The following is a 20,550-nucleotide window of genomic DNA, read 5'->3' as shown; positions in this document are numbered from 1 at the left end:
CAGGCTCAGAGTAGGCAGCTACGAGCCATCTCGCATTGATCCGGCTCAATGGCAGACGACTCGGAACTCGCAGCCGAGCTTCATTGCGCAAGGGGGACCGCGCCCTTGGGTTGGGGAATTCCAGTACGGTCGCCCTTGCGATCCCTTCGTGCCGTGGCCACATGGGCCACTGGTGTGGGAATCAGTGCTGGTCGGTTGAGTTGATTGACAGAGACTGGAATGCTGGAAGTAGCGCCAGCGGTCGATAGATGTCGTCGCGAACCTCTGTCGATGCCCAGGCAGGATTGAGCCGGGCAAACGAAGCCAACGCCCGAAGCGCCAACTCCTGGTCACCCATCGTCATGCTGAGCCTGGCGATGCGACGCCAGATCCGGTCCCAATCCTTGCCGAGTCGCATCGCCTCAGCGATAGCCGTTCTGGCTTCCGGGAGCTTGTGATTGCGCTGTTGGCGCTCAGCAAACAACACGGCGCTATGCGCCTGGCGTAGGTTCAGGAGATTGCGAAGCGCGGGCACCGGGTCTGGCGCGGCGTCGACGCGGAGGTCCACGTCATTCCAGTTCCCTTGGGGCGTTCGTACCAGCAGCGCTGCAGACATCGTGCCGATCTTCTGACCTCCGGCGTCTCTGCCGGCTTCGAGCGCGGCCATGAGGCGCTCCGGGAGCGCTCCGCGCGTGCGCATGAACGCATCCCGCATTGCAGTGGTGACTTCTGCGCCAACCAAGCCATTGCCTTGCGCGCTGAAGCCTGGTCCGCTGGTAGAGCCTGCCCAGTACGAAGCTGCGGCATGCCGCCCCGTGAAGGCAGCACCATCGCCGCTTGCCCCAACGACGCCTAGCTGGCGCCACTGCGGATCTTGTCCATCGAAATTTCCATCCTCGGACAGCAGAACCTCGATGGCAGCGGGTGCCGAGCGACCGAGCGCGAGCAGCGCCAATCCACGCGTTCCGTGGCGCGGATGGGTCTCGAACTGGGATGCGATGGCGCCTACACGGGCCTGTGCGTGAATGACCGTGGCCCCCACCGCGAGGTTGTGCGTCGCCACGGCGGCGCCGCAACTACCCCCCGCGTCGCAGGCGACGATCGAGAACGTCGCCGACGCAGACCCGGGTAGTGATGCACATCCGACGAGCACCATGGCGCCGATCCATGTCTTCATTGAATCCCCTTCGCCTCAGTGGCGATGCGGCGCGGATTGGCGCATTCGTCAGGGAGCGGGGCTGAAAGTCACGGCAAAGTCAGCTGCAAGACCTCACGGTGTCCCAAGCCACTCAACCTCGTCACTGGGCGCGCGTCTTTAGGGTAGGGCGGGTGATCCTGTACAGGGCGGCGGATCTTGCTGCGTTCAGGCGATGGGGCCGAGTTTGCGAGCCATCTTGGTCTGAAAGCACTACTCCGCTCCACATTGCGAAGCTCAGGCCGCTGCCATCAGCCCACCAGCCCCAGCGGGTGGGATTTTGCAGACTACCATCCGGCGAGAACTTGCCCTCAATGGTCGAGTTATTACTGTGAGAGCATCGCGCGTTAGCTAGATGTTGGCAGGGACGGTCGTTGCCGATTCTGCAAGTCTTGCCCAATGTTATTTTGACCAGAATTGTATTTATGCCGCCATTTGAAATGAGATTTGCACAGCTGCTCGTATCGGCCTTGGCTTCTTCTTCGCTCTGGCTGAAGAATTGTGCGACCGATTGCAGAAGGCGGCACATGATGCGTCGTGAGTGGCCAAGGCTTGGCCTGCAAACGATTCCGCTAATCCGACGCCTTGGACTAGTTTGCGTGGTAGCGATCGCGCCGTCGGTTTCCAGTGCGGAGGGGGATGTGAAGCCCGGACGGAAGGTTGCGATAACGTTCGATGATCTTCCATATGCGGGTGCGATTGGCCAAGGCGAGGGGGCCTTGCCTCCCAACGAGGTTGTTGCACTCAACACCCGAATTCAAAAGGTTTTGAAGCGCTATGCTGCGCCAGCCATCGGCTTTGTCGTCGAACAGTCGGCCGAGAAGATGGGGGCGCAATCACGCCCCCTGCTCAAACTATGGACTGTCGACGACTTCACGCTGGGTAACCACAGCTACTCGCACGCAGATACCAACAAGATCGATCTTGCATCTATAGAAGATGAGATCGTTCGCGGCGAGGTATCTATCCGCCCGCTTATGTACGACGCTGGCAGGCCGCTTCGCTTTATGCGCTTCCCTATGAATCACACGGGGGACAGCGTCGCCAAGCGCAGCGGCATTCAAGCCATATTGGAGCGCTTGGGCTACATATCCGCGGCATCGACCATAGATACATCTGACTATGTCTTTGAGCGTGCCTATGGTGTTGCACTGGTTCGCAAGGATGGCCATTGCGCGGAACGGATAAGGCGCGGCTACATTGAGTATTCATCAATGCAGATTGACTACTACACGAAGTTGAGCCAAGAGGTTCTCGGCTACGCTCCGCCTGAGATAGCACTGCTCCATTTGAATCGCATTAATGCAGATTCAATGGAGGATATATTGAAGTTGTATGTCGATCGCGGCTTCCAATTTGTATCATTGGAGGAGGCCCAGAAGGATCAGGCCTATCTTGGAGAGCTGGGGTTTATCTCTCGGTTCGGCCCGATGTGGGGGTACAGGTGGGCGCGGGAGCGTGGCATCAAGGTCAATGGGAAGCTTGAGCCCGAACCACCGCAATGGTTGAGTGATTACGTCGCCAATGAAGTGGGCCGCTGCCAATAGGGCAAGGGCAAGGTTGGCGAGGTCAAGGCTATGTGAGGGCGCCGCTGACGTGGCGATCAATATCAACCAAAAATTCCAACGCGGAAGAGTTCAACTGCTGGACATGGTAGGTTGATTTAAACAGCGCAACGCCAGATAAATGCATGGGGTTCTGGATGATTGCGCAGCCCAAGAAATATCCTCATGGCGATATCTTTGTGCATATTCATGTGCCCTCCTGCGTCCAGCAGCGATGCCTTCTACATAAACGTTGCAGATTGCAGAAAGTCAAAAGAGCCACCGCGCAACAGCGTAGGCGCCTGCACCAGGGCCGCTTCGTGTGGCCTCGCGATGTCACGTTGGAGCACATGCCGCTGACGCAGCCGCAGTTGCAGGCCCTGGTGCTGGGCCTGCCGTGGCAGCGCGTGGAAGACGACGGCACGATGACATAGCAGAGCTGTTGCCCTATCGGCGGCTACGGAAGCCTCTCGATGACGCCATACTGCCGCTGAGCGCATGCCGGTGAGGTGCTAACTCGCGCCCGAGGTTGCATTCCCATTCCGGCCGCGAGCGCCATGTTGGCGAAAGAGAGAACGATGAGACGCATCTACACCGCATGGAGCAATACCGACGGCGGCGAAATCACCGGCTTCTCGAGCGGCGAAGATCGGCCGAAAGCAAACAACGGCGAGCCGATTTGGGACTGTGTTTTTCCGGTCTGGCGGGTAGAAGCTGGGAGTCATGAAGAGGCGATGGCGATCTACAACATACGGCGCGGCTTCGGGCCCTACAAGCCACTGGGGGAATCGGCACCGTGCCCAGAGTGCGGTGCCCCGTACTACCCCGAAGGCAGCGCGCAGTGCTGGAACTGCGACCACGAGGGCTGACGTCGTGGACCCATACTGCAGCCATCGTCAAGCTGACATCGCTGGCCGCTTACCTTGAATCGTATGGTTTTCGGGTCGAGCGGCACACCTCTCCATGGCTGCAAGGCACGGACCCCCGACAACATTTGTAATCGGTGCGCCAGCGGTTCGGGTATCCAGTTGGAACTCAGCACTTGGCTGAGGAGGAAATTCTTCGATGGCAGCTTTGGGTCGCCCGCCGGCCGTTAGCCGCGTCAGTTTGCCGCCGTTGGCAGCCTAAGCAAGGCGCGTTGGCAGGCCAGAGCAGTCACGACAGCGCTGACCAGAACTGTCCGACACGATTGCCTCCCCTGATCGCTCACTTTGATCCCTTCAAAAACAATGGCCTCGGGCATGCGATCAGGCCCTTGTTGTCGCAGCTCGGCGTCACGACAGTCCTAGCAGAACAGTGCGCGTCACGCTAATCCTAGCGAACCAGCCGAGGTCTCTGGGCTCAGGCATGAGCCGGCTGCACCTTTGCGGTGCATTTTCGATCAATGGCCGGCTACCAGCGATCGACCGCGCAGATGAGGCCTTGTGGCGTCCACACCAGGGACACCGCGGGCAACCCTCGGCCGTCAGTGGCGATCTTCTTCAGCGTGTCTTTGTCGATCCCTGAGTGATTGCCGCCCATGGGGTGGCTGTGCCAGGTGCCCACAAACATCAGGTGCCCCACACTCGCCGCATGCGCTTCCGTCAGGGTCTGGGCCAGGCCTTGGGTGCCCAGGATGAAGGCCGATTCGCTACGAACGCTATCGGGTGGCGCCGCAACCATGCCGGCGATAGTGATCGTGCGCGCCTCATAGGACACGCGTCCCACCAACGCGCCGCCGGTTTCAAGACGACCCCAATGACGCGCGTCTTCGTCGATGGCGTGCGCGACGTGGGCCAGCACACGGATCTGCCAGCCGCCATCGTCAGGGATATCAAGAACGGTCGTCTCGCCTGCTTCGAACACGTTCCAACTGCTGCCGATGTTTGACGGGTCACCGACGCCCACGCAAAGCTGGCCGCTTGATGGCTTGCCCTCCGAAATCCATTGCTGGGCCTGCATCGCCACCATGGAAGCCGACCGAGAGATCAGCGCGTCGGCCATGGGCGTCGTGAGGGATCTGCAGTTGTCGCCGACGAAGATCCTCCTGGGGTCAGAGGAGGTGCCCGCCACCCCCGCATGTAGATCGGGGAACCAACGGCACAACTCGAAGAGGAAGGCGGTGATGTCGTCCACGCGGGCCTTCCGACCCTGCGCTTCCAGTATCAGCACGGCGCATCGCCCTTGCCCGAACAGCGCAGCCCGCGCAAGCCGAACCGGGCTCGCGGTCAGTGCAGCGGAAACGGATGCGGCAATGAGAACCTGCAGCGACGCCGTGGTCTCGATGATCAGTGCCGCATCGCCAGGCACGACCTCTGCAAATTTCTCATCGTTCCTGAAGAGGTCGACGGCGTCGAGGTCATACGCCTTGGCGTCGAGGTGAGAGAGGCGTCCAAGCGCGAGCCTCATTTGCTCGGCCTTGTACGGAACCAGCGTGGGTTCGTCTTCCAGCAAGGCGTGCCGGGCAAAGTTGTGCGGGGACATGACGTCGTTGTCCACGAACGTTTGCTGTCCGATGCCGGCGCGCGCCAGGTGCATGCCAATCTTGGAGCCCAGGCTGCCGCAGCCGATCAGCACAGTCTTCGCCTGCGTCACGGCCTGTGGCAATCCTGACGTGCGCGCGAGCAGCTCAGGCGATACGGCGTGCGAGTGGAACGCGGCGTGCACGCTGCTCGTGAATTTGAAGGCCGACGTCGGGTCGATGTCGTACCTGATCACATAGGGCAGGACCTCCACGTCCCGGCCGTCCGAACCCACGAGCCGGGCAGGTCGCTTCACCACCAGCACGACGAGGGCCAGCAAGCCCTTCTTCCAGTCCCTGTAGTTCTGCAGGCCGATGACTGATGCACGGTAGTAGTCAGACAGCGCCGTTTCCAGGGCCGTCCGGTCGATGCCCAACGCGCCCGCCAGATCGAGGAGAGAGGGCAGGTCAACGACCGTGTCGGGCTGGTACTTGCCGATTACCGGGAACTGACCGTCGGTGGCAGCGGCTCGGGCGATGAAGGCGGGGAACACGCCCGACCCAAACTGCCTTTCTGGCTTGCCACGCAGCACTTGCGTGAAGGCGACATTCGGCTGGGGCGCCAGTTCAGGCAGCACACGACAGTACACGCCGTCGCCGACCGTCATGTAGCTTGCGTTGGCCGTGAGGACCGCGCCGTCGGCCGGTGTTGCAGCGATGAGGCGCTCGGCACTGAACTCGACCGTGGAAGGACAGGAATCGCGGCGTGTGGGCTCCCAACCTTGGCTCAGGTCGATGAGCGTGCCGCTGGCAGCCTTGCCCAGCCAGTCGATGATCTGATCGATGACCGCATCCAGGCCGAGACGGTGAAGCAACTCGTCCAGCGACCCTTCGAATACGCAGGGCGGCACAGGGCTGCCCTCGCGGTGGGGGTTGATGTGCGGCAGATCCCGCGGGAAATCGGGCCGCAGGTAAGGCCTGGGCGCCCGCAGCGGCCAGCGGTTGAAGGCCAGCGTGCAGGTCTCGACGGCCTTGACGCCGGTGGCAGAAATCCCGGCAGCGCGCGCTCGGCTGGGCAGCTCCACCGGGAAATCGATCTCCACGAGCCAATCGCCATCGCCGCCTTCGACGATCTCCGGGTCGCCGACCCGCGCGATCCCGCGGTGCCGACGCAACTGATCGATGGCGTCGTCGAGCGCGGTCATGCCGCGCCGTGGGGCAGGGGCGTGAGCGTCGTCGAGGTGAAGGCGGCCGCTTTGGAGCCGGCCTCGCGGCGCTGCGCCAGGGCCACGCCCTGGGACGTAACGGTGAAGACCATGGGCTCCTCCTCACCGGCCTTGGGGTACTCGCCGGTGCAATAGAACTTGCCCTCGGCATCGTCCACGATCGCCACGTACTCGCGCTTGGCCCGGATGCATGGCGGGTCGCTGTCGTCGTCCTTGATGGGCTTGCAACTGGCCACGATGACGGCGCCGCTGCGGGTCCGGGACAGCGCCTTGCGCGCGTCCGCATCCAGTTTCGCGTCCTCACCCTTGTCCGACCAGCTGTCGTACGACAGCGAGTGCCAAGAGCAGTGGTGGGGTGTCTGCATCAGGTCGTACTCGAGGACCGACGGGTCCTTCTTGTGGCGGTCCCACTGGCGGTTCCAGATGAAGACTTCCGCATCACCGCCACTGAGGAACTTGGCACCGTCCGGCGTGTTGTCGTCGGCGGCCAGCGTGAAGTTGATGATGACGCTCGACTGGTTCTTCACGAGGCACTCCTCGACCTCCTCGTCAGTGCTGGCATCGATGGGCGCCAACAGGAAAGCGCTGAAGAACTTCGAGGTGCGGCCGCAGATGGTGTTGAACGCCTCGTCCACCGGGCGAACGATGGGCACCAGGTCGTCCGTCTTGCCGTCGATGTCCTTGCCCATGAGCTGGATGCGATCGCCGTCCGATACGGCGAAATAGTGGTCCTTGTTCACCTGGACGCGGCGGCGGGCCTCCTTGCTGAAGGCCTTGGCGTCGGCGCACAGCGTGTGGTTCTTGCTGGCGCGGCGGAACACGATCGGGGACGACCACAGCTCGCGGATGACGATCTTCTTGTCCTTGTAGTCCTTGTCGTCGTCAGGGTAGTCCGACAGGGGGCCCAGGTGGAAGTGGCGGGTCAGGCCGCGGCAGTGGTCTTGGTCAGGGTGGCTCAGCAAGAACGCATCCACATACGGGCGACCGTTGGCGTCCTTCTTCAACTGCCCGCGCAGATCCTTCGCGACGTCCCGGACCTTGCTGTTCGGGTCGTCCGCATCGACGCGAATGTTCACGTCGATCAGGATGGTCGTGGCGTCGACGTCGCCCAAGCGAATCAGCGTCATGTCGCCGTTGTCGACGGGAAAAAAGGTAACGGTGGTCGGCATCTCGAGCTCCTTGACATGCCCGAAATTGCTGGACACGTATAGAAATGATACGCCTATATTTTATGCGCGTCTATAAAGTAGACTCTAGCCATGGATGATCAGACACCTTCACCTGACGTCGGCGCGACCGGCGCACCCGGCGTGAGCTGGGGGCTGGATCGCCGTCTTCAATTCATAGATTTCCGGTTGCGATGGGAAGGGCGATTGAACCGAACCGATCTCATCGAGCACTTCAGTATCTCGACGCCGCAGGCGTCCCTGGACATCGCCCGGTACCTGGAGTTGGCCCCAGGCAACCTTGAGTACGACCGGAGTTCACGGACCTATGTGGCGGGTGCAAGCTTCAGGCCGCTGTTCCCCCGAAGCTCGGCCAGGCGGTATCTGGCGGAGCTTCACGCAAAGACCACCGGCCTGCTGGAGCACGGCGCCAGCTTCATCGGCCACGCACCCGTCATGGATACCGCCCCGTCTCCTTGGCGTGCAGTTAGCGACGAGATCGTGCACGCAGTGGTTCGCGCAATCCAAGACAAGGCCGCTGTCGCGGTCCTCTACCAGTCGATGACGTCGGTCGATGCGAGCAGCCGCACGATCTCGCCCCATGCGCTTGGATTCGACGGGTTTCGCTGGCATGTGCGGGCGTACTGCCACAAGCGGGAGCGCTTCAGCGACTTCGTGCTGGCACGCATCCTGGACCTGCAAGGTGCGGGGCCCAGCAGCGTTGACCCTGGCACCGACACCTTCTGGAACACCATCCTCACCTTGGTTCTTGTGCCTCATCCGGACCTTTCTGCCGCGAAGAAGCGCGTGATCGAGCTGGACTACAGCATGGAGAACGGGCAGGTCGCTCTGGAGTGCCGACAAGCCTTCCTGTACTACACCATGCGTCGCCTCGGACTCCACACGGAGACGCCGAACGACCCCGCCGCTCAGCAGATCAGCCTCAGCAATCGCACCGAGTTGCAACCCTACATCGACGCGCTCACCGCATCCAACTAAGGACTCCGAATGCTCGCTTTGGTCGAACTTGCCAAGGATCCCTATGAACGCAAGGCGCGGCTCGCGCCGGGCCTCCTTGCCACGCTGCCGTTGCTGGTGCCGCTGGTGTGTGTCTACGGCGCGCGGCATCCGATCTTGACCGCGTTGGTGGGCTTGCTGGCGGGTTGCGGTGCCATGTACACGCTGGCAAGCGTCGCGCGCGTGCGCGGCAAGAAGCTGGAAGACAGGCTGGTCCAAGGGTGGGGCGGCATGCCCACCACCCTGGCGCTGCGCCATCGTGACAAGACGCTGGACAGCGTCAGCAAGCGTCGCTATCACGATGCCATCGTCTCCAAGCTCGGCATCGCGATGCCGACGGCCGAAGAAGAGGCGGCGGACCCGGCGAAGGCCGACGACACCTACATCGGGGCAACCAAGCGCCTGCGGGAGTTGACGCGGAGCAACAAGAGCCTGCTGCTGAAGGAGAACATCGCTTATGGCTTTCACCGCAACATGCTGGCCATGAAGCCCATCGGCATCGTGACCTGCTTGCTCGGACTGCTCTACGGCCTGGTGCTGGCGGGCGTGCTTGAACTCGATCCACTCGCTGTGAATTTGGTCAACCTTGCGCGCCCCGGGTTGGCTGCTGCGATGACATTGGTGATCTCCGTGGCGCTGCTGGCGAGTTGGCTGTTCTATTTCGATGCCGACGCCGTGAAGCGCATCGGTTTCGCGTACGCTGAGCGTCTCTTCGAGTGCTTGCCGTCGCTGCCCTCGGTGGTCAAAAAGAAGAAGGCCGTGGCGGCGCCATAGTCTGCTGCGCGGAACCGCGGCTGCTCGGCGGCCTGCGTCACGGAAAGGACCTCGACGGTCCGTGACCTCACCCAAACGGTGTAGGGCACGCTAGCCCCATCTCCATGCGCCGCGAGTCCGGTTGCTGGAGACAGTGAAGGCACGTCGCAGCCAGCGACGGTGCCTTCCAGGAGCTTTTCATGACCACCGCCCCTCGCATCGGGATCGACGCACTGCTGACGCCCGACAATTGCGCGCTGATCCTCATCGACCATCAGCCGTTCCAGTTCGCCGGCATGCAAAGCCATGATCCCGGCGTCATCCTGAACAACGTCATTGGCCTGGCGAAAACCGCGCGCCTCTTCGCGGTACCGACCATCCTGACGACGGTGGTGCAGGATCGAGGTGGTTTCCTGCCGCCGGCACTCCAAGCGGTGTTCCCCGAACAGGCCCCCATCGATCGCACGACCATCAACACCTGGGAGGATCCCAAGGTGGTCGATGCGGTCGCAACCCTGGGTCGCAAGAAACTCGTGATCGCCGCGCTGTGGACCGAGATCTGCCTGGCCATGCCCGTGATCCACGCCCTCGGCGAGGGCTACGAGGTCTACATCGTGACCGACGCGTCCGGTGGTGTCAGCGTCGAGGCCCACGAGCGCGCGGTGCAGCGGATGGTGCAAGCGGGCGCGGTGCCGATGACCTGGATGGCTGTGATGTCGGAGCTGCAGCGGGACTGGGCGCGCGAAGCGACCCTCCCTGGCGTCGCCGGCATCATCACCGAGCATGGTGGAGCCACCGGCATCAATTTCGGCTGGGAAATGCAGTTGCTCGGCCAGAAGGCCTGAGCGCCCTCCGGCGCAGCCCAGACCACTAGGGAAGGGCGCCCAAGCATCTCGCCCGCAGGGCGTGCGCGACGCAGGACTCCGAGGAGGCCTGCGTCGCCGCTCTCATCCGCCTCGATCGACAGCAAAGGGTGCACGCCGATCCGAGGACGCGTGTTTCGTCCAGAGCAACGTCATGAATGCACCGCTCCTATTGCCGGCGCCCATGCAAGGCGTCGACGCCGATGTCGAGGCCATGCGGCTGCTGGCAAGCCTGCTGGCCTACGGTCTGCTGCGCAGTCCCGGATTCCGAGCGGGCGTGACGGAGCTCATGCAGCAGCGTTTCGGCTGCGATCAGATTGTGGTTTGGCGCGTCGGACTGGGCGCGGCCCGGCACGAACTGCACTGCTTGGTCGAACGATTCGGCGCCCATGTCGCCATCGACCCAGGCAACGTGGTGCAAGTCCATGACATGGCTGCCTACTTCGCGAGGTTGCGAGCGGGGGCCTTCTACGCCGACGATGGCTTTGCACCGCGGCCGGCAGCGGCCGATGCCCAAGCGCGGCTCTTGCATCCCACGCCGGTCGCGTCCGTGCTGCATGCAGCGGCCTATTGCAACGGGCACTTGTTCGGAATCGTCTGCTGCGGGCGCATCAGCGCCGATCGCTCTTGGGACACCGCGGACCGCATCGCGCTCAAGCGGCTGGCCAATCGGTTGACGCTCTATGCCGCGCCGCGCCATCAGTTGGACGATCCCCACGCATGCACCTCTTAGACGCCGTTGACGTGGCACGTCATCTGCGTGGGCCGCTGGTCGCTGCGTGTCTTCCATTGCGCCGCGCCTTGGCCGCGAACCCTCCACTTTCACGGTGGGGCGGAGCTGCTGCCTAACTCCCCTACAGTTGGTGATTCAAGTTCGTGCCGAAGACCATAAGTCAATCCCATCTTCGGTTCTGCCCGCTGACAAGGAGGTAGCTGGTGACAATCCTGCAAGAAATTCATGCGTGGTCCAAAGACCTCGCTGCTTGGCAACAAGACGCCATCGCGAGGCTCTACGCCGACCGAACCCTCAGCGCGGCCGATCTCGACGATCTGTACGCGTTGGCCAAGGCCGCAGCCGGGATCCCGGACCCCGAGAATCGCGAGCCCAAGAAGCTGCAGGATGCCCAGGTCGCGCCGCGTGCGAACCCCGCTCGCGTCGTTGTGCTGACCGCCGTGAAAGAACTGGCCAACGTCAACGCGCTGGCAACGGGCGCGCACCTGCCCATTGCGGGCGCGGGCATCACGGTCATCTACGGCGAGAACGGCGTCGGAAAATCGGGCTATTCACGCGTGTTCAAGCACGCCTGCCGGGCGCGTGACCGCCGTGAACCAATCTTGCCCAATGCGAACCTGCCGCCAGGCAAGCGTGGGCCGGCCGAGGCAGTGTTCGTGGCCGATGTCGACGGCGTCGCGACCGATCTCCGCTGGACAGCCGGCGCCGAGCCTCCCGAACCCCTCTCGGACATCTCCATCTTCGACTCCCATTGCGCCCGCGCCTACATCGACAACCAGGGCGACTTCGCCTATGCCCCCTATGGGCTGGACATCTTGGAAGGCCTGGTCGGGGCGTGCAACAAGCTCAAGGCTCGGGCCAGCGCGGAGAAACTGGCCAGCGCTCCGAGCGATGCCGCCTATCAAGCGCTTTCTCGCGAGCAGACCGAGGTCGCCAAGAAGCTGCTCGGCATTCCAGCAAGGACCAAGGCCGCTGACATCGAAGCGCTTGCCGCGCTCAGCGAAGCCGAACTCGAGCGGCTCGCCCTTCTGAACAAGACGCTGGCCGAAGCTGATCCGAAGCAGAAGGCCTTGGCGGTGCGGCAGAAAGCCAGCCGCCTGAGCTCGTTGAAGGACCGCGTCGCGGCAGCGATCGACGTGGTCAATGACGAAAAGGTCGGCGCGCTCCAGGTGCTGGTCAGCAAGTCGAATGCGGCCAAGGCGGCAGCCGAGCTTGCTGCGACCGCCTTCAAGGCTACGCCGGGTCAACTGGCCGGCACCGGCGGCGAGGAGTGGAAGGCCCTCTTCGAGGTGGCCCGGACGTTTGCCGGGGTCAGTCATCCAGGACACGAGTTCCCGGGACTTCCCGCCGAGGCGGCGTGCCCCCTCTGCCAGAACACGCTAGGGCAAGAAGGCGCGGCGCGCCTGCTGCGCTTTGATGCCTTCATCAAGGCGGCTGCCGAGAAGGCTGCGAAAGATGCCCGCGAAGCCGCGGCTGTCCCGTTCCGGGCGATCCACCAGGCCAGCTTGGAGCTGATGTTCCGCGATGTGTTGGTCGAGGAGACGACCGAGGTGGCGCCGGCAGCGGCCGCTGCCTGCACCGCCATCCAGGAGGCCCTCAAGATGCGGCAGCAGGCAGTGCTGCAGGCCGCGGCGGGGAAGCTGCCCTGGGATGAGATCCCCAAGCTTTCGGACGATCCGCAGCCCGGGCTGCTCGACGTCGTCAACAGACTGCTGGAACAGGCCAAAGCTCTGGAGGCCACCGCCGACGAGAAGCTCCGGGCCGCCATGGTGGCAGAGCGGACGGAACTTGATGCGAGGCGCAGGCTTGCCGAGGTCAAGACCGCGGTACTCGAGGCGATGACCAAGCACGAGCTCTGCCGCAAGCTGCAAGCCTGCATAGACGGCATGGAGACCCGAGGAATCTCCAGGAAATCAACCGAGCTCTCCCGGACGACGGCCAGCCAAGAGTTGGCCGACGCGCTCAACGAGGAGCTCAAGCTGCTGAAGGTTCATCACCTGCAGGTCGTGATGAAGCCGGAGTCGCCGGGCGGCAAGACCCAGTTCAAGCTCACCCTTCAGTTGCCGGGCGGCGGAGCGCCCGCGGCCATCCTCAGTGAGGGTGAGCAGCGCGCGATTGCCATTGCGTCCTTCATGGCGGAGATCCGACTTGGCAAGGGCCGCGGCGGCATCGTGCTCGACGACCCTGTCTCTTCACTGGACCACCGGCGCCGCTGGGAGGTGGCCGAACGTCTGGCGAAGGAGTCATTGACGCGGCAGGTGATCGTCTTCACCCACGACATCTACTTCCTTCTGATCCTGGAGCAGAAGGCGGAGGAGGTGCGCACGACGATGACCAAGAACTACATCCGCAAGACTGCCGATGGTTACGGCGTCCACTCCGAGGATTTGCCGTTCGACGTGCTGGGCACAAAGGATCGGTTAGGGCGTCTGAGGCAGATGTTGGTCGAGGTGCGCAAGGCGCAGAAGGAGGGCGATGAAGATCGGCATCGCTACCTGACGGCCAAGTGCTATGGCCAGTTGCGACTCGCATGGGAGCGCTGCACCGAGGAAGTCTTGCTCAACGGCGCTGTACAGCGCTTTGGGGAGGGCGTTTTGACGCTGCGCCTTAAGGGCGTCACGGTCACGGACGACGACTATCGCGAGCTCGATGCAGGCATGTCCAAGTGCTCCAAGTTCGAGCACGACGCTGCGATGGCGGTGGGCCGACTCCCCGTGCCGGACCCCGATGACCTCAGCAACGACATCGAGCGCCTGGCGAAGTGGCGAGAGACCGTGGACAAACGCGTGAGGGAAATCGCCAAGACGCGGGCATGACGGGGCGGCTGGGTCCGGACGCTCCTGAACGAGATCCTAAGCAGCCATTCCGCCGCCAACATCGAGCACACCCGCACGGCTACAGTTGATGCCTATGAAGGTTCAGGCATGAAGCGAGTTCGAGTCGCCCCCGGCAAGTTCGTCGTTATTTCAGCTCAGCTGGCTGAGAAGGCGGCGCGCGTGTTCGGCACCGGTCTGACGCGCGACCAGGTCAACAGCCTCAAGGCCTCCGAGCCTCGGCAGGCCACCGGCTTGATCATCGGTTCGTCCAAGCCGCTGGTCCTTGCCCGGCGCAAGACCGGCTGAAACGTCGGCTTTAGAGAGGGCGAATGACAAGAAGGTCGAAACAGGCGGGTTGTACGTGCCGGCGGTTTCCTACCAGCGCCGCTTCCATCCGTCGTCCCACGGATCCAGCATCATCGGCATGATCAGCCTGCCGGGGGGCGCGCTGTCTCTCCGCCGCTCTTCTTCGCGATGCATGCCGAGGGACAGGTAGATCAGTGAGGAGCGCGCCAGCTGAAGCAGTCGCAGGGTTCGAGCTTCAAGATCTGGCAACGAGACGGTGTGGGCCAGCGTGTCGACGAAGGGCCCGGTCGCTGGCCCGCTCGTCAAGCTACCCATGGTCGAAAGCACCTTCACGTACTTGTGCTCCAGGTGGTTGCGAAGTTCGTGAAGGGCCCGCGCATCGGGTTCCATCACGTCCTTGAAGTCGCTCTCGAACAGGTCCTTGCTCAGCCAATACAAGCCACGCAGCGGCCAGTTCTCGGACGACAAGAACTCCGAGCGCACAGGGCCCGAATCCTTGTCTCGCCAGACGTGCCTGAAGCTGATGCGCTTCTCCGGGATACCCAGCTTCATGTAATGGTTCAGGAAGTAGGCGATCTTGTCGAGCAGCGAGTAGCTCATTCGAAAAGCCATCTTCACCTGCTCGACGCCGAGGTTCACTGCGGCGTAGTCGAGCGTGTTGTAGAGCAGGACACCGCGATCGGACGCATGCACGCGGTCAGCGCTGATCCCTTCGAAGCAGAGCCAGCGTGCCGACACGAACTCCTGCTTCAGCTGATTGAAGAAGCCCACGAGGACTGGCGGCTCGTGAATGTCGGTCACCATGTCCGGCAGCGTGAGCACGTCGTGGGCCGCGATTGAATCTGGCCCGAGATCGTTCAACGGATTGAGGAAGAGGCCTTGGTCCAGGCACCAGCGCCTGTAGGCCTGCTCCACCTTGCTTCGTCCGAGCGAGTAGGCGTCAGTCGCGTAGTCGGCGCTGATCGCGGCCAGGTCGAAATGTCGATCGATGGCGGCCGCCTTCGCCGCGAAGGCCGAACGGAGTCGCGCGTCGCCAAGTTCAGGGAACTCATCGATGTGGGACAGCGCGGCGTCCAGATCACGGTGTGCCGCAACGGCAAAAACGGCCGTGTGGCCAGGGTCGTACAACGCCTGGGCGTAATGCATCAGGCTGTTGCCGCGATTGGCCCGGGCCATCCAGAACACGGGCAGCAATGACAGCGCCCGGGTCCAGAGCTGCCTGGCCTCGATGAAGCGTCCCGCGGTGTCGAGCTGGTTGGCCAGGTTGGTCAAGATCTGGCACTGGCGAACCAGGTCCAGGTCGGCGAAGGCGGGACTGCCGAGAGCTCGACGGAGCAGAAAAATCTGTCGCTGTAGTTCTTCCTGATCCCAAGCCCACACGGCCACAGCGTCGCCGCGTTTGGCGACCATGCGATTGGCCCAGGCGTTGGCCTGGAAATAGTCGAGCAATACCCGCTGCACATCTGACTCAAGGCGCGGTTCTAGCCGCTCGCACCAGGCCAACGCCTGCGCGTTCAGCGCCGCGTCGCCGTGGTCTGCGGCGTCGTCAATGGCCTGCGCGATGGCCTCCAGGGCTTGCTCAGGTGAAAATGCGTCCCACTCCTCGGAACTTGCCATGCTCGCTGGCCCTCCCATATTGATTTCTCCAGGCGGCAACACCCTGGGCGTGGGCAAGCATAGCCATGGTGGCCGTGGAATGGAGCCAGTCAGCCAGGCCGCAGTTGACCGCCTGTCAGCACGTAACGCCGGCGCTCGCCCAGGCCCGCTCGCGCGACCTCTGGGTCAGGGCCTCAAGACAGAACTTGTCCCTGCGGAGCGTGGGCAACTCTGTTGATAAGTGCTGAGCCGCTGCGCTAAGTCGTTGTCCGCCCCTGTCCCAGCTCGTCCTGCCTCAAAAGCGGGCATATCGTCGGGCCTGCAAGCTGGCGGCGATCCTATGGCCGAGGCTGAACGCCAGCTGCACAGCGGTCTTGGTGCCCATGTCCACCCGTCCACCGCCAACGTACAGGTTCGCGGCACGCAGGGTCACCTGCAGCTGGTCCGCGGCTTCCTCGATCTCGTGCCGGTCCTTACCGAGCGCGATCGTCATGCGCAGGATCTGGAGCTTGCGGTCGGCCTCCGCCAGATACGCCAGCAGCTGGCGCTGCCAAGGTTTGGAGGGTGGCAAGACAGTCAAGAGCGCCCGCACGATCGAATCCAGGTCACCGATCGCCTTGGCGGTCTCGGACGGATGGGGCTGGGCTTCAGGCGAGGGCGCTGGCAATTCCATGGAGGGCAGGGGGCAATACCTCAACCCTAGCAGAGGCAAAACGCGACAGCCCCGGCCGACGGGGTGTCGCGGCCTCTACCGTTCAGTCCATGCGCAACCGTGCTGACGCAGCGCAGCCCGATCTGCTCAGGCGTGCGAACTGCGCATCTGCGCGCAGCGCGAGGAGGAGGGGCCACCAAACTGCACAAAAATCCGGCCCAGGGAGAACCAACAATGGCAGAAGCCGGACGCCGTACAGGCGCAAACAGTCCATCCACGCCCAGCGCACGCGGCGAAGCGCTCGCTGCACTGCAGCTGTGGCAAACCTTCGAGTACCTCAGCCCGCAGAACCCGCCCAAGCCAAAACTTGAGAAGGACACCTGCGTGTGGGCCTTGGACCCCCATGCCGAGGGCGACCATCAGATGCCCTGGGTGGCACCGGACAAGATGGAGGCCCTGGACAAGCTCTTTAAGCGCAAGCGCCGTTTCATGCTGTTTGCCGGCCTCATCAGCGGCAAGGAGCTCGTAGAGACCGCGCGAGAGCTCCTGGAAGCACCGTCCTTGGATTTCAGCGAGCAGCGTGCGCCCGAGAGCGCCGCGTCCTTCGTGATCCCGATCGATGAGCGTGGCCATGTCTGCGGCGAGGTGTTTGTCAGTACCGTTCCCTGGGCGATTGCGTGTATTGCAGCTGCCAAAGGCCGGAGCGCTCGTTTCGACTTCTCGGGATTCTTCGGTGACGACGGCGTCCAGCAGCGGGTCAAGGCGGCGGTCAACGACCTGTTGAAGCAGCGCCAGCTCATTGACGACGATCCTCTGGACAAGGCAGACAAGTCCGCCGTCGGGGACAAGGCACGCGGTGATGCGCAAGAGGGCGCTTCGCCCGTCGATGACCCCTTTGCCGAGGGCGCCGATGCGTCCGGCGGGCCTGTCGGACTCCGGGCGCTCGATGCGGCGGATGTACGGGCCATCGCCGCCGTGGTGTTCTCGACCTGCGGTTGGAAACCTTCGATCACGCCACCTTGGATCATCCAGACGCAACGTGCACCAACCAAGGATCAGGACAAGGCGCCTGATGACCCGCTCAACAGCTTTTTCGCTGAGGAGCTCGAGAACGTCCAGCGCGAATACCTCGGTGGCCGCTGTGGCGCGACGCTGACGCAGTTTCTGGAAACGCCCATTCACCCTGATCGGTGCGATCTGGAGGGCTCACGCCAGCAACTGGTACGCGGTGTGCACCCCAGCCTCACGCCCACGGCTTGCTGGCCCGGCGAGTTCCCGCTGGTCACGGCCCAGCAGTTCGCCGTCAACACCATCATGCGTGAGCTGAGCGACGGCGGGCTGTTCTCGGTCAACGGTCCGCCCGGCACCGGCAAGACCACGATGCTCAAGGACCTTCTGGCGGGCATCGTCACGGAGCGCGCTAACGTGCTGGAGTCCTTTGCTGATCCGCTGGACGCCTTCCCCACCCGACTGAAGATCGAGCGCCACGAGTACCCGGTCTGGAAGCTTCACGACCGGCTGCGCGGGTTCGGCATCGTGGTCGCCTGTGCCAACAACGGTGCCGCCGAGAACATCAGCAAGGACCTGCCGGGCCTGGCGGCGATCGACAAGCGGATGGACATCGACTACTTCTCGGAGGTCGCTGATTCCCTCGGGCTGCCCAAGGGGACCACGCAACGTCCACTGAAGCGCTGGGGGCTGGTGTCCGCCGCGTTGGGGCGTCAGGACAACAAGTTCGCGTTCGCCGCCGACTTCTGGGAGGGGCGCAAGGACGACAGCAAAACCAAGGGCCGCGGAAAGCGCCAGGAACAGGCGTCCGAGCAGCCCGAGGAACCTCCGGATCCGCTGCGCCCATTCACACTGCAGGAATGGGTTGCCGAGTTCAGCGGCACGGTTCCTTCCTGGAACGAGGCCCGCGCGCACTATGCACAGGCCAGAGAACGCGCCAACGCGGAGTTGGAGCGCGTCGGCACGCTGGCGAACTACCTGAGGGTCAACGAGCAGCTGGCGCCCAGGCTCCGGGACTTGCAGGCTCGACGCGCGGATCTCGCCGGCGCGTTGGCCGATCTGACGCGCAGGGAGGTGGACACCAAGTCCGCATTGACCGCCTCTGGCGACCAGGTGCAACGCCTCAACACGGTGGTCTCGGCCTTGCAGCAGCAGGCACAGAAGGAATCGAACCTCCAAGCATCCGAGCGGTTGCTGGCCAGCGTGCGCCAACGCCGGCCGGAGGGATCCATTGACGAACTGGTGGACAACGTCGATCGGGCGGAGCGCAGCCGCAGCCGGGTCAAGGACGATCTGGACGCCCATGGGCGCACCGAGCCCGGCGCCATCTCCGCGTTCCTCAGGAAGAACAACCTGAAGCGATGGGAGGACCGCCGCGATGTTCTGACGGCAGAGCTGGACACCAAGCGCCGGCTGCTGGAGACCGCCGAACAGGCCAGGGACGGGCTGGTTCGCTGGCAGCGCGAGCTGACCGCAGCGCAAGCGCAGCTCGAGACCGCACAGACCCAGGCGCGGGGAGCGCGATCTGCGGTGCAGGCCTTGAGGATCGACACCACCGCGTCGCTCGCTGACGCGACAGCGCAGCTCCGCGCCGCTGAAGACGGCCTGAGGAGGCGCAACGAGGAACTGCTGGCCATCCAGCGCGATGCCTCCCTGGTGTCGAGGGAAGCCCGCAACGTCGTTGCCGATCTTCAAGAGAAGAGCGCAGTCTTCGCTGCCAACGAGGCGGTGCTCAGCAAGGCCGGGCTTGTCGGCGAGCCGCGGGCCGCCTGGCATCTGTTCGATGTGCCCCGCGACGACTTTCACAAGGCCTCGCCGTATCACGACGAGTCAGAGATATTCGAAGCTCGCAGGGACCTCTTTTCCGCAGCGCTGGATCTGCACAAGGCTTTCATCGTCCATGCCTGGCGTCGGCTCAAGCCGACGCTGTTCGGCTCGATCGGGCTGCTCAACGGCAAGATCAATGCGAACCAGATCCATGGTGGCCCGATGCCGCTCTGGGACACGCTCTTCCTGGTGGTGCCGCTGGTCTCGACGACCTTCGCCTCCTTCCCCCGGCTCTTCCGTGGCGTGGGCAAGGAAGAACTGGCCTGGGTGCTGATCGACGAGGCCGGCCAGGCGGCGCCGCAGTACTGCGCTGGCGCCTTGTGGCGGGCCAGGCGCGCTGTGATCGTGGGAGATCCTCTCCAGCTGGAGCCTGTGGTGGGCACGCCCGCGGAGCTGGCCGACCCGCTGCGAGAGCGTTGCGGCGCCCCGGAACGCTATGTGCCGCCGCAGGCGTCCGCGCAAACGATGGCCGATTTGTCCAACCGGTACGGGATGTATCTGAACGAAGACGATCCCGAGCACCGCATCTGGCTGGGCTCACCGCTGATCGTGCATCGACGCTGCATCGATCCGATGTTCGAGATCGCCAATGCCATCGCCTACGAAGACAAGATGGTCTACGGCGCGGGCACCGACCGACCTGGGCACGCGGCACCCTGGAGCCGCTGGCTGGATGCGCCCTCCGATGGCAACGAGGACCATTGGATTCCGGCTCAAGGGCAACGCGCGCTCGATGCGATGCTGAAGTTGGTCGGCGACGAGCCGCGCAACGAAGAGGGCAAGCTGCGCGCGTTCGTGATCACGCCGTTCTCCGAAGTGGCCCGGAAGATGAGGGAACTGCTGGCGACCCGGTATGCCTGGAGGGACGTGAACGAGATGTGCGGCACGGTCCACACCTTCCAGGGGAAGGAAGCGGACTACGTCGTTTTCCTACTGGGAGGCGACCCCAGAAAACCGGGTGTGATCTCCGGCTTCGCCGGCCGCAGCCCGAACCTGGTCAATGTGGCCGTCACCCGAGCGAAGAAGCGCCTGTACGTGCTGGGCAATCGGGCGTACTGGACGGGCAGCGGTGACATCCATGGGTACTTCGGACGCATGGCGCGGAGCTTGGACAGGCATCACACCGCCGCGAAGGCCAGGAGTGCGGCCCTCGCCAACGACGCGCCGCCAGCTCAGGTCGCCGCTGACGCGAAGGCGTAGCCCGCGGTGGCTTCCACCGCGGGCTACTGTTCTGACCACCCCCTGGGCGGTCAGTCTGATGTCGGCGTGGGCTACGGCGACGAAGTGACTGTGCCGGCAGCCCAGTCGACGGGCGTGCCTACTTCGGGAGAGGCTGGCATCTCCCAGTGAGCCGGCCTGTACGCAGGCAGCGGCCCACATCACGTTCCTCTCTCAACTGGGGTAGTTCGCTGCCGCTCCGTCGGCGGGC

General features: G+C 63.7%; 16 protein-coding genes. 11 read left to right on the top strand and 5 right to left on the bottom strand.

The window, feature by feature from the left end:
* Nucleotides 1–181: 181 nt before the first annotated feature.
* The gene (locus tag QM732_RS09475) at nucleotides 182–1,156 is read right to left on the bottom strand and encodes a DUF1028 domain-containing protein (RefSeq protein WP_415655919.1); all 975 of its coding nucleotides are present in this window, start codon (nucleotides 1,154–1,156) and stop codon (nucleotides 182–184) included.
* Between the two features lie 392 nt (nucleotides 1,157–1,548).
* On the opposite strand from QM732_RS09475, the gene QM732_RS09470 reads away from it, so the two are divergent.
* From QM732_RS09470 to QM732_RS09455, 4 genes are all read left to right on the top strand, one after another.
* Nucleotides 1,549–2,721, top strand: coding sequence for a polysaccharide deacetylase family protein (locus QM732_RS09470; RefSeq protein WP_415655918.1), 1,173 nt, complete (start codon nucleotides 1,549–1,551; stop codon nucleotides 2,719–2,721).
* A 143-nt stretch (nucleotides 2,722–2,864) separates the two neighbouring features.
* Nucleotides 2,865–3,152, top strand: coding sequence for an IS66 family insertion sequence element accessory protein TnpB (tnpB, locus tag QM732_RS09465; RefSeq protein WP_415655917.1), 288 nt, complete (start codon nucleotides 2,865–2,867; stop codon nucleotides 3,150–3,152).
* Nucleotides 3,153–3,296: 144 nt separating this feature from the next.
* Nucleotides 3,297–3,587, top strand: a complete 291-nt coding sequence (locus tag QM732_RS09460) for a hypothetical protein (RefSeq protein WP_415655916.1) — start codon at nucleotides 3,297–3,299, stop codon at nucleotides 3,585–3,587.
* 63 nt (nucleotides 3,588–3,650) lie between these two features.
* Nucleotides 3,651–3,815, top strand: coding sequence for a poly-gamma-glutamate hydrolase family protein (locus QM732_RS09455; RefSeq protein WP_415659357.1), 165 nt, complete (start codon nucleotides 3,651–3,653; stop codon nucleotides 3,813–3,815).
* A gap of 295 nt (nucleotides 3,816–4,110) precedes the next feature.
* Here the strand turns inward: QM732_RS09455 and QM732_RS09450 are convergent, their stop codons facing one another.
* A complete protein-coding gene (locus QM732_RS09450; protein WP_415655915.1) occupies nucleotides 4,111–6,363 on the bottom strand; it encodes a ThiF family adenylyltransferase in 2,253 nt (750 codons plus the stop codon).
* Nucleotides 6,360–7,553: a metallohydrolase gene (locus tag QM732_RS09445; protein ID WP_415655914.1), complete on the bottom strand. Its 1,194-nt coding sequence runs from the start codon at nucleotides 7,551–7,553 to the stop codon at nucleotides 6,360–6,362. The genes QM732_RS09450 and QM732_RS09445 overlap by 4 nt, the downstream gene beginning before the upstream one ends.
* Before the next feature lie 90 nt (nucleotides 7,554–7,643).
* Here QM732_RS09445 and QM732_RS09440 point away from each other — a divergent pair, with 90 nt between their 5' ends.
* From QM732_RS09440 to QM732_RS09415, 6 genes are all read left to right on the top strand, one after another.
* The gene (locus tag QM732_RS09440; protein ID WP_415655913.1) at nucleotides 7,644–8,549 is read left to right on the top strand and encodes a helix-turn-helix transcriptional regulator; all 906 of its coding nucleotides are present in this window, start codon (nucleotides 7,644–7,646) and stop codon (nucleotides 8,547–8,549) included.
* Between the two features lie 96 nt (nucleotides 8,550–8,645).
* A complete protein-coding gene (locus QM732_RS09435; protein WP_415659356.1) occupies nucleotides 8,646–9,341 on the top strand; it encodes a hypothetical protein in 696 nt (231 codons plus the stop codon).
* A gap of 179 nt (nucleotides 9,342–9,520) precedes the next feature.
* Nucleotides 9,521–10,165, top strand: a complete 645-nt coding sequence (locus QM732_RS09430; protein ID WP_415655912.1) for a hydrolase — start codon at nucleotides 9,521–9,523, stop codon at nucleotides 10,163–10,165.
* A gap of 172 nt (nucleotides 10,166–10,337) precedes the next feature.
* Nucleotides 10,338–10,916 (top strand): GAF domain-containing protein, encoded by a 579-nt coding sequence (locus QM732_RS09425; RefSeq protein WP_415655911.1) that lies wholly within the window; start codon nucleotides 10,338–10,340, stop codon nucleotides 10,914–10,916.
* Nucleotides 10,917–11,119: 203 nt separating this feature from the next.
* On the top strand, nucleotides 11,120–13,732 hold the full coding sequence (locus QM732_RS09420; protein ID WP_415655910.1) for an AAA family ATPase: 2,613 nt from the start codon (nucleotides 11,120–11,122) through the stop codon (nucleotides 13,730–13,732).
* 108 nt (nucleotides 13,733–13,840) lie between these two features.
* Nucleotides 13,841–14,038 carry a hypothetical protein gene (locus QM732_RS09415; RefSeq protein ID WP_415655909.1) on the top strand — a complete coding sequence of 66 codons (198 nt, stop codon included), beginning with the start codon at nucleotides 13,841–13,843 and terminating at the stop codon, nucleotides 14,036–14,038.
* A gap of 69 nt (nucleotides 14,039–14,107) precedes the next feature.
* Here the strand turns inward: QM732_RS09415 and QM732_RS09410 are convergent, their stop codons facing one another.
* Together QM732_RS09410 and QM732_RS09405 are read right to left on the bottom strand one after the other, a co-directional pair.
* A complete protein-coding gene (locus tag QM732_RS09410) occupies nucleotides 14,108–15,655 on the bottom strand; it encodes an LA2681 family HEPN domain-containing protein (RefSeq protein WP_415655908.1) in 1,548 nt (515 codons plus the stop codon).
* 274 nt (nucleotides 15,656–15,929) lie between these two features.
* Nucleotides 15,930–16,307 (bottom strand): hypothetical protein, encoded by a 378-nt coding sequence (locus QM732_RS09405; protein ID WP_415655907.1) that lies wholly within the window; start codon nucleotides 16,305–16,307, stop codon nucleotides 15,930–15,932.
* A gap of 99 nt (nucleotides 16,308–16,406) precedes the next feature.
* Between QM732_RS09405 and QM732_RS09400 the strand changes: the two genes are divergently transcribed.
* Nucleotides 16,407–20,321, top strand: coding sequence for a DEAD/DEAH box helicase (locus tag QM732_RS09400; protein ID WP_415655906.1), 3,915 nt, complete (start codon nucleotides 16,407–16,409; stop codon nucleotides 20,319–20,321).
* Nucleotides 20,322–20,550: the final 229 nt, after the last annotated feature.

It is taken from the genome of Roseateles sp. (assembly GCF_047654805.1).
GTDB lineage: Bacteria > Pseudomonadota > Gammaproteobacteria > Burkholderiales > Burkholderiaceae_C > Pelomonas.
Note: the sequence above shows the minus strand (reverse complement) of the source record. Positions and strands in the feature narration are given on the sequence as shown.